Source organism: Bowmanella yangjiangensis (genome assembly GCF_017255015.1).
In the GTDB taxonomy this organism is placed as follows: domain Bacteria; phylum Pseudomonadota; class Gammaproteobacteria; order Enterobacterales; family Alteromonadaceae; genus Bowmanella; species Bowmanella yangjiangensis.
In genome coordinates this window covers 1-8,586 of the sequence record NZ_JAFKCS010000041.1, presented here as the reverse complement: position 1 = coordinate 8,586, position 8,586 = coordinate 1, and the positions used below count along the sequence as shown (strand labels likewise).

Sequence of the window (8,586 nt, the reverse complement as noted above, 5' to 3'; positions counted from 1 at the left end):
GTCAGGGGTTTTTCTTTGTAATGCAAGCCGATGTTCTCCCCTCTGTAGAGCAAGACCCTGCTGGTGAACTACACCATCAATCCTCAGGGCTTCTTCTGAACCAGAAACGGCACGCCCACCTAGCCAACATGACCTGGATCGCTGCGCGTAGAGAGCAGGCTCAGAGCTTGCCCTCCGAACCGCTATAGCCGGTGCCCTGAACATTGCCATCCGCATCTGAGAGGCAGGACCAGTGAGCGTCTGCCCCCGGAACCCTGACCATCACCCCGATACCCGCTTCGGCACTCATGACATCGATGACAGACAACGAGCTCTGGGCCGCCCCCGTGGTTTTCGCAACAGCCGCCAGACACGCCTGCTCGGCCTTGCTTGGCTCCTTGCTGGGGACCACGCCAGACGATGCCGAGGCATCCTGACAGACACCATGAACGCCGTGTTTCGCTGTATAGGAAACACTCATGCTCTGATCCGGGTTCTGCATGAGCGAGATGGTGACGCCGTCATGTGAGGCCTCGTAATAGCTGTCGCTGAATTTCTTCAGCTTGGCTTCCTTGCCATTCACATAGACGGGGCCACCTTGATCGGCATGCACCTCGATCGAACCGGGGCAGCTGTAGTTCAACAGAGGAATTCCGGCTTGCGCCATGCCGGAAGCAAGCAGTGCGATACTCGCGACAAGATGAATGTTCATGGGATTGGCGTCGTCCTCGGCAGGGATTGGAGCAATTGAAATCCAGCCTCTCCAAACGTCGGAAATCATTCTCGAGCCAGGCTGGATCCGCCCTCAGGAATCTAGCATGGAATCGATCCCGCCCGACGCCAGCCGGCAAATGGCAAGCTGCGGCAGCGGCCGGACCGTTCTGCGCAACCCCGTGTGCAGCCCTTCGCTCAACGTCCGTATGTGGCCGTCACGCTCGCACTGGCCAGCTTGTTGAAATGCACGAGGAAGCCGATCAGTGCCGGCGAGGCGTTCGCCAATGGCGGCTCCAGCTTTTCCACCTTCAACGCATGCACGGTGAACACATAGCGGTGCGGTTTGTCCCCCTGCGGCGGGCAGGCGCCGCCAAAACCGGCCGTGCCGTAGTCGCTGACGCCCTCTACCGCCCCCTCCGGCAGCACTTGGCCAGCCTTCTGGCCAACGCCCTCAGGCAGCGACGAGGTGCTTGCCGGCAGGTCATAGAGGACCCAATGCCACCAGCCCGACCCTGTGGGTGCATCCGGGTCGTAAGCGGTAACCACGAAGCTTTTCGTCCCGGCTGGCGCGCCACTCCAGGACAACGCCGGCGAAAGATTGTCGCCACTACAGCCGAAGCCGCTGTATACGTGCCGTTCGGACAGGGTTCCCCCATCCGCGAACGACGAACTGGTCAGCGTGAAATCTGCAGCCCTGACCAATGCAGGCAGGCAGACGAAAGCAAGAGCGACAGCGATCACAGAGCGCATCGGAGAGATTCCTTGACAGTATTCGACGGCGGCAATGATCCCGCCGCGTAACCTGCCCCGCTACGCCAAACGCTCCAGATGCGCGCCATTCTGCGCCAAGCGCTGACGCATCACCGACGGAGCGAACCCCCAACGTGCCTGGAAGGCCGCGCTGAAGCGGCTGTGCGACTCCCAACCACAATGCAGGGCGATGTCGTTGATGGAGCGCTGGGTACTCTGCAGCAGGACCAGAGCGGTTTCCAGGCGCACCTCGCGGACCAGTCCGGCGAGGGTGAAGCCCGACCCTGCGAGGCGTCGGCGCAGCGTCGAGGCGCTGGTATGGAAAACCTCGGCGAGACGTTCGATTCTCCAGTCCTCCTCAGGCCGCAGAGCGATGAGCCGGCGGATACGCTCCGCCCAGGAAATCTGCTCGACGGGCTTGAGACGCACACCACGCTCACCCAGAACAAGCAACAGTTCGATCACCCGGTGGCGCTGCAGCAACGGAGAAACCGTCGCCGCCTCCAGGGCCAGCGCAGTGCGCTCGATGACCTCGCTCAGTTCACCGTCAAGGTCCATGGTCCTGGCCGCGGACAGCTCGTCCCGCACCGGCGGCAGGATGGCCGCAACCGCTCTGACAGGTTCGTCGGAAAAGGCCAAGGCCAGCGCCTCGTAGCACGACTCGTCAGCAGGATCGTTGAGCACGTCCCACTGGGTTCCCCGTGCCAGCACCACCACTTCGTTCTTCGATACGCTGAGGGTCCTGGTTGGTGCAATGAGCGCCTTGCGACCACGGCGCACCAGCACCAGGAGGTCCTCGCGGATCGACAGGGTTCTCACACGATGCCTGGCGCTACTGGCAATGCGAATGACCTGAGCCGGCGCGGAAGCGATGTCAGTAACGGGAGTGGACACGAGGGACAGTTCCTTTTCGGTTGGTTTCGCCACCATCGGCTTTCGCAGCCGCGCTGTGCCTCGGAAGGCAGTGGTCACATGCACATCACGCAGGGCGGGCGTGCGGCACCGGGCTTCGTCTGAAGGGCTGTTCGCGCTGCCAATCTACTGGGTGTGCCGTCGAAAAGCCAAGCCAGGGCACTTGCCCACTCTGGCTAGGTTCTGTCATCGGCGGCAAGCTCCGTGGTGATCGCCTCGATCAGCGCGCGCACGCGGCGCGGCTGGCTGCGCGTCCCCGGGTAGACGATCTGCAGGGCCGTACGTGCTGCACTGTATGGCGCCAGGACTTCGATCAGCCGTCCGCCATCAAGGTCGGCCTGCACGTCCCATACCGATTTCAGGCACAGACCATGGCCCTGCAGCGCCCAGCGCCTGACCAGTTCGCCATGGTTGGCCATGCGCCGGCTGCGGACGGCGACCGAGTAGGGCTTGCCGTCGACGAGAAACGACCACTGGTGATCACTGTTGATGCCGAAACGCATGACGATGCAGTCATGCCCGTGCAGTTCATCGGGGTGCAACGGCATGCCCATGCGCTCGAGGTAGCTAGGCGCGGCGCATACGACGCGCCGGTTCTCGCCGATGGGTTTGACCTTCAGGCTGCTGTCGGCCAGCGTGCCGTAGCGCACGGCAAAATCGAGGCCCTGGCTGACCAGGTCGACGAAGCCGTCGGTGAGGTTGAGCTCGACGCTGACCTCGCGGTGCTGGTCGAGAAAGCGGTCGACAATCGGCACGATGCGCGCCTGCCCCAGATCGACCGGAGCACTCAAGCGCACCGGCCCACTCAGGCTCTGCGCACCAAGACGCACCCGGCTGTCCAGTTCCTCCGCTTCGGCCAGCAGGCGGCGGGCGCCCTCGGCCAGCGTCCGGCCTTCGTCCGTCAGGCTGATCGAGCGCGTGGTGCGGGTCAGCAACGCCACGCCATAGTGCGATTCCAGTGCGGCCAGCCGCTCGGACACCGAGGCAGGCGAGAGCCCCAGCTCACGCCCGGCTGCAGAAAGCCCGCCCTTCTCGATGATCAGCAGGAACAGCTCCAGGTGGTTGAGCATCATTCGTAATATCCGAAATATCTTTTCGATTATTGCTGGATTTTAAGCCTGCAGCGCAAAGCATAAGGTACCCCCATCGTTCATCGAAGGGGAAGCACCGTGAACTTCACCGAGCAAAGCACCAGCGTCATCGTCGGCGGCCATACGGGTATCGGTCGGGCACTTGCGGATGCACTCCGCGAGCGCCCGGGTCGGGTGCTGGTGGCCAGCCGCCGCAGCGGCCTGGATGTCACCGACCCGAGCGCCGTGGAGCGCTACTTCGAGGCCATCGGCACTATCGACCACCTGATCTTCACCGCCGGATCACAAGCGCCGGGCGGGCAACTGCTCGACATGGACCTGAGCACGGCGAGGGCTGCCTTCGACACCAAGTTCTGGGGCAGCCTGGCCGTGGCCAAGGTAGGCGCCCGGTACCTGCGCGCCGGTGGCAGCCTGACGCTGACGAGCGGCTTCCTGGCACGCCGCGCCGTGCCCGGCACCTTCGTCAAGACGGCGATGAACGCAGCGCTCGAAGCCGTCGCCAAGGTGCTGGCACGTGAGCTGGCGCCATTGCGGGTGAACGTCGTCAGCCCTGGCCTGACCGACAGCGAAGCCTATGCCGGCATGGCAGAGGACGCACGCCTGGCCATGCTGCAACGCGCCGCCAACAACCTGCCGGTCGGCCGCGTCGGCAGGCCGCAAGACCTGGCCCAGGGCTACCTGCTGGCCATCGACACCCCCTTCATGACAGGTGCGGTCATCGATATCGATGGCGGCGCACTCATCAACTGATCCCACGGAGAAACTTCCATGTCCGAATCTCGCAAACTCTTCGACCCGGTCCGCGTTGGCAACCTGGAACTGGCCAACCGCCTGGTGATGGCACCGATGACGCGTGCACGCAGCACGCAGCCCGGTGACGTGCCCAACGCCCTCAATGCCAGCTACTACGCGCAGCGTGCCAGCGCCGGGCTGATCGTCTCGGAGGCCACGCAGATCTCGCCACAGGGCAAGGGCTACTCGTTCACCCCCGGCATCCACAGTGCCGAGCAGGTGGAAGGCTGGCGCCTGGTGACCCGCGCCGTGCACCAGGCCGGGGGGCGCATCTACCTGCAGCTCTGGCACGTCGGGCGCATGTCGCACCCGGACTTCCATGACGGGCAGCTTCCGGTCGCGCCCTCGTCCGTCGCCTTCGACGGCGCGATCTGGAAAGTCGACCCGGTCACCGGCGAGGGCGGCATGCACCCCTGCCCCATCCCGCGAGCACTCGAGCGCGAGGAAATACAGGCAATCGTCGAGGATTACCGCGTCGCCGCCAAGCACGCCATTGCCGCCGGCTTCGACGGTGTCGAGGTACACGCGGCCAATGGCTACCTGATCGACCAGTTCCTGCGCACCACCTCCAACCTGCGCAGCGACGAATACGGCGGCTCGCGGGAAAATCGCCTGCGCTTTCTGCGTCAGGTGATCGACGCGGTGGCCGACGAAGTCGGCGCCGAGCGCACCGCCATTCGCCTGGCTCCGTTCCTCACCGCGCGTGGCATGGCCTGCCCGGACATCCTGCCGACCATCCTCGATGCGGCCAGCTACCTGGACGCCAGGCAGATCGCCTACCTGCACCTGGTCGAGGCCGACTGGGACGACGCCCCCGAATTCACCGAGGCGTTTCGTCAGGACATCCGCCAGCGTTTCCGCGGCCCGATCATCGTCGCCGGCAAGTACGATCAGGCACGCGCCGAGTGGGTGCTGGGCAAGGGCTATGCCGATCTGGTGGCCTTCGGTCGCCCGTTCATCGCCAACCCCGACCTGCCCCGCCGCTATGCCGAGAACCTGCCGCTGGCTGACTTCGAGCCGAGCAGCCTGTTCGGTGGCGATGCGCGCGGCTACAGCGACTATCCCGCGTCGCCGGTCCAGGAGCAGGCGCTGTGAGCCCGCAGGCCCACGACCAGGGCACCGGCCTGCCGGCGGGCAATCTGCTGGGGCTCGATCACTTCACCCTGCGTACCAGCCGCCTGGAGCAGACGGTCGAGTTCTTCACCCGGGTGATCGGCTTGAGCTACGGTCCGCGACCGGCGTTTCGCTTCCCCGGACGCTGGCTGTACGTCGGCGCCCATCCGGTGCTGCATCTCGTCGCCGTGACCGCCGACGACCGCCAACTGCACGCCTACCTGGGCGAGCAGGAGAGTGCCGACGGCAGTGGCTGCGTCGACCACATCTCGCTGCGCGGCACGCACCTGGCCGAGACGCAGCAGCACCTGCTCAGCCTCGGCCAGACGTTTCGCGAGCGCATCGTGCCGCAGATCGGCGAGCACCAGCTGTTTCTCGAGGATCCCAACGGCGTGACCATCGAGCTGATCTTTCCCTACCGCCCGGAGAACGCCGTGCTGGGCGAAGCCATGCCGCGACCGGACATCGGCTGATGTGATGAGCCGCCGTGGCGGCAAGGAGCACCTTGAATGATCCACCTGGGCATCACCGACCTGACCTTCCACCACGCCACCGGCGCCGTGGTCGCTGCGCTGCTCGAACACCTGGGGTACTCGGTGCGCTGCAGCCATGCGCCGCACGAGGAGAACTTCGAACGCCTGCGCCAGGGCCAGATCGACATGCTGGCCTCGGCCTGGCTGCCGTCCAGCCACGGCCTGTACCTTGAGCAGGTGCAGCGGAGCGTGGCCACCCGCGAGCTGGGCCTGCACTACCAGCCCTATGCCCTGTGGGGCGTGCCGGACTACGTGCCGCAGAGCGAGGTCGCCGAGATCGCGGACCTGCTGCGCCCGGCCGTGCGCGCACGAATGACGCCGGTGATCCAGGGCATCGGCCCTGGCGCCGGGATCACCCGTTTCTCGCAACAGATAATGCAGGCCTATGGCCTGACCGACGTGGGCTACCGCTTCCTCACCGGCACGCAGGCGCAATGCATCGAGGCCATCGAGACCGCCATCGCCGAACGCCGCTGGGCGGTGGTACCACTGTGGCAACCACAGTTTCTGCATGCCCAGTATCGCCTGCGCGAACTGCATGAGCCGCTGGGCCTGCTCGGCGGCATCGACCGCGCGGTGCTGCTGGCCCGAGAGGACCGTCTGCAGCACTTCAGCCCGCAGCACCTGCAGGTGCTGGACAACATCCGCCTGAGCAATGCCCAGGTCGCGGAGCTCGACCTCGCCATCAACCGTGGTGGCCTGCAGCCGCAAGCCGCCGCACAGGCCTGGCTGGCCGCCAACCCACGCACATTCGGCCAATGGCTGGAGCCGATCGACGGCTGAGCCGTCCCCTCAGAGGAACGCCCCATGCACGACACCCCCGAAACACGCCTGGCCACACTCGGCCTGCAACTGCCCGAGCCCGCGCCGGCGCTCGGCAACTACCTGCCCTGGTGCATCGCCGGCGATACCTTCATGACCTCGGGCCAGTTTCCCTGGTTCGCCGGCGGCGTCAGGTATCGCGGCCAGCTGGGCCGCGACCTGGACCTCGAACAGGGTTACGCGGCCTGTTCGCTGGCGGCGCTCAACGCCATCGCGCAGCTCAAGCAGGCGCTCGGCGAACTGTCGCGGGTGCGCCAGATCGTGCGCCTCGAAGGGGTGCTGAACGTAGCCGAGGGAGAGACCGAACACCCCAAGGCGCTGGATGGCGCCTCCGACCTCATCACCCGCGTATTCGACCGCCAGGGACAGCACACCCGGATGATCTGGACCAATCCGGTGATGCCGATGGACAGCGTGTGCATGGTCTATCTGTTCGCCAGGGTCGAGCCGCACTGACCCGTTCCACCTCTGACGCCGCCTCAGCATCTGACCGAGGCGCCTGCCAAGCCTGCTCCCCCGCTCGGGAGCAGGCAACGCTCCCCCCTATCGACTGGCGCCAAGAGCCCAGGCGACCCGCGCGGCCAGCCAGAGCGAAGTCCGGCTGATCCAGCGCAGTCGTCTGCTCATGAGGGAAAGGTTCAGACGCCAGGACGCTGGCCGCACCTGCGGCAGCGCGCTAGTCGAGATTCCACGGGCCTATCGTCACCCCGATACCGTCATCACCGCAGTCGAGCGGGAATTGCTCGCCGCGCCGCAGGAAGTTCTGCTGCTCTCGCCGGCAGCGCTCGGTTTCTCGTTTCACCATCTGTTCAAGGCCGCTATTGCCCGTCATCAGCTGATGACGCGCATCAGGCTCCTTGACGGTAATCCAGGGTTGGGGGTCCCTGATGTTGAACTTCTCCGCAGGCGGATCAGCCTGCACTGACTTTTCGCCCTCGACTGCAGGCAGCTCCTCAGGCTTCACACTGTAACGGCTGAAGATCGAGTCATCGGGCAAATCAGTGGCCAGCGCATTACCCGCCAGCAGCAACAGGACACTTCCCCAGGAACGACAATTCATCACACACCTCACAACAACTTCTATCCATTCATCACTCAGCTTCGAGTGAGCGTAATCAGGCACAGCCCTCACCCCTCCAGGTCGATTCATGCAAGGTCGGCAATGCATGAATAAACCCGCAGGGCCGAATCAGGTCCGCCCGCCGATGCGCCCAGGGCGCCGATGCGGAGACAGACCAACCCGCGCGAAGAATGACGATTTCCCCGACACGCCGCACCAGCCGCCCGATCACCTGAGCCGCGATCATCATCACGATTGCGACCGTGCCGAATACCAGGCTGAACTCGAACGCAGACAGCTGCTGTCGCCCCATCATCACCCAGGGGGCGACCGAGAAGAAGACGAAGAAACTGCCCATCCCGGCACTGTAGCCGAGGGTATAAAGCCAGAACCCGAAGAACTTCAGAGGCACGAACAGCTGCCGCCAGCTCAGGCTGCCCGTTCTGGCTCGCCGGGTCTCGGGCCAGAGCAGCCAGGCTGAAACGACCGCCCCGAGCATGGCGACAGCGAGCACCAGGAAGATCGCCCGCCACCCCAGCCATGCCGCGACCGACGTCCCCAGCAGTGGCCCCAGCGCGGGCACCATCGCCAGCATGGAGCCCAGCAAGCCATAGATGACGCTGCCCTCGGGACGCTTGGCATAAACGTCGCGCACGGTGGCAAACACCGCGACCAGACAAGCCGATGCCCCGGCCGCCTGGAGCGTACGCAGCGCCAGGAATGCCGCAGGCGACGAGGCCAGGGGCTTCACGGCCCATCGCGCATGCACCGCGCATCGAACCACCCGCTCGCCGATACAGACTTCCCCCGGAAAACCCGG

Annotated in this window: 10 protein-coding genes and 1 pseudogene; 5 read left to right on the top strand and 6 right to left on the bottom strand. The window is 65.2% G+C overall.

Annotated features, from left to right (window positions below):
• Window positions 1–160: 160 nt before the first annotated feature.
• The 4 genes from J0A65_RS20575 to J0A65_RS20560 all read right to left on the bottom strand — a co-directional run bounded on the left by J0A65_RS20575 (window position 161) and on the right by J0A65_RS20560 (window position 3,428).
• The gene (locus J0A65_RS20575) at window positions 161–691 is read right to left on the bottom strand and encodes a hypothetical protein (RefSeq protein WP_206596218.1); all 531 of its coding nucleotides are present in this window, start codon (window positions 689–691) and stop codon (window positions 161–163) included.
• A 197-nt stretch (window positions 692–888) separates the two neighbouring features.
• Window positions 889–1,443 carry a YbhB/YbcL family Raf kinase inhibitor-like protein gene (locus J0A65_RS20570; RefSeq protein WP_206596217.1) on the bottom strand — a complete coding sequence of 185 codons (555 nt, stop codon included), beginning with the start codon at window positions 1,441–1,443 and terminating at the stop codon, window positions 889–891.
• Between the two features lie 60 nt (window positions 1,444–1,503).
• Window positions 1,504–2,373: a helix-turn-helix transcriptional regulator gene (locus J0A65_RS20565; protein WP_206596216.1), complete on the bottom strand. Its 870-nt coding sequence runs from the start codon at window positions 2,371–2,373 to the stop codon at window positions 1,504–1,506.
• Window positions 2,374–2,531: 158 nt separating this feature from the next.
• Entirely contained in the window at window positions 2,532–3,428 is an 897-nt protein-coding gene (locus J0A65_RS20560) for a LysR family transcriptional regulator (protein ID WP_206596215.1), read from the bottom strand.
• Between the two features lie 96 nt (window positions 3,429–3,524).
• Here J0A65_RS20560 and J0A65_RS20555 point away from each other — a divergent pair, with 96 nt between their 5' ends.
• Genes J0A65_RS20555 through J0A65_RS20535 form a run of 5 tightly spaced genes read left to right on the top strand, consistent with a single transcriptional unit; the run spans window position 3,525 to window position 7,162 of the window.
• Window positions 3,525–4,196, top strand: coding sequence for an SDR family oxidoreductase (locus J0A65_RS20555; protein WP_206596214.1), 672 nt, complete (start codon window positions 3,525–3,527; stop codon window positions 4,194–4,196).
• Window positions 4,197–4,214: 18 nt separating this feature from the next.
• A complete protein-coding gene (locus J0A65_RS20550; protein ID WP_206596213.1) occupies window positions 4,215–5,333 on the top strand; it encodes an alkene reductase in 1,119 nt (372 codons plus the stop codon).
• A complete protein-coding gene (locus J0A65_RS20545) occupies window positions 5,330–5,824 on the top strand; it encodes a VOC family protein (protein WP_332874365.1) in 495 nt (164 codons plus the stop codon). The genes J0A65_RS20550 and J0A65_RS20545 overlap by 4 nt, the downstream gene beginning before the upstream one ends.
• A 36-nt stretch (window positions 5,825–5,860) precedes the next feature.
• Complete coding sequence (locus tag J0A65_RS20540; RefSeq protein WP_206596212.1) at window positions 5,861–6,667, top strand: glycine betaine ABC transporter substrate-binding protein; 807 nt, start codon at window positions 5,861–5,863, stop codon at window positions 6,665–6,667.
• A gap of 24 nt (window positions 6,668–6,691) precedes the next feature.
• Window positions 6,692–7,162 carry an Atu1372/SO_1960 family protein gene (locus tag J0A65_RS20535; protein WP_134677697.1) on the top strand — a complete coding sequence of 157 codons (471 nt, stop codon included), beginning with the start codon at window positions 6,692–6,694 and terminating at the stop codon, window positions 7,160–7,162.
• A 220-nt stretch (window positions 7,163–7,382) separates the two neighbouring features.
• Here J0A65_RS20535 and J0A65_RS20530 read toward each other — a convergent pair whose 3' ends face one another.
• Both J0A65_RS20530 and J0A65_RS20525 read right to left on the bottom strand, forming a co-directional pair.
• Window positions 7,383–7,829, bottom strand: coding sequence for a hypothetical protein (locus J0A65_RS20530; RefSeq protein WP_206596211.1), 447 nt, complete (start codon window positions 7,827–7,829; stop codon window positions 7,383–7,385).
• 74 nt (window positions 7,830–7,903) lie between these two features.
• A pseudogene (locus J0A65_RS20525) lies at window positions 7,904–8,505 on the bottom strand (MFS transporter); the annotation flags it as partial.
• Between the last annotated feature and the right edge of the window lie 81 nt (window positions 8,506–8,586).